General features: G+C 76.8%; 2 protein-coding genes. Both read left to right on the forward strand.

From position 1 onward, the window contains the following. The coding region (locus tag VB737_RS07515) for a TIGR04282 family arsenosugar biosynthesis glycosyltransferase (RefSeq protein ID WP_500312284.1) at nucleotides 1-422 on the forward strand (422 nt) is incomplete at its 5' end. Continuing rightward, on the forward strand, nucleotides 419-577 hold a 159-nt coding region (locus VB737_RS07520; RefSeq protein WP_500312285.1), incomplete at its 3' end, for a glycosyltransferase. The genes VB737_RS07515 and VB737_RS07520, both read left to right, overlap by 4 nt.

The raw sequence follows: 577 nt of genomic DNA on the forward strand, positions 1-577 counted from the left end.
GCCTGGGTCCCGGGGCTGCGGGCCGCTGGGGACGCCGGCTCGGGGTCGACCGGGTGGTGGACCAGGGGTCGGGCAGCCTCGGCCTGCGCATGCAGCGTCAGATGCGGCGCGGCTGGCGGGAGGGGGCCGCCGCGGTGGTGCTGATCGGCAGCGACCTGCCGGAGCTGGCGGCCGACGACCTGCTGGCCGCCTTCCGGGCGCTTGAGCACAGCGCCCTGGTGCTGGGTCCCGCCGGCGACGGGGGCTACTGGCTGATCGGCCGGCGCCGGGCGACGCCCCAGCTGTTCAGCGGTATCGACTGGGGCAGCGACCGGGTGCTGGAGCAGACCCTCCAACTGGCCCGGCGGGCGGGCCTGCGCACGGCCCTGCTGGCGGAGCGCCACGATCTTGACCGCCCCGTCGACCTGGACCGCTGGCGATGATCCCGCCCCTGAGCGTGGTGATCGCCGCCCGTGACGAGGCCCAGGGCCTGCCGGCGCTGCTCGCCGATCTGGCCACGGCACCCGCCCTGGTTCGGGAGGTGCTGGTGGTGGATGGCGGCAGCGCCGATGCCACCCCGCGGCTGGCCGCCCTGGCT

The organism is Synechococcus sp. BA-120 BA3 (assembly GCF_034931285.1).
GTDB lineage: Bacteria > Cyanobacteriota > Cyanobacteriia > PCC-6307 > Cyanobiaceae > Cyanobium.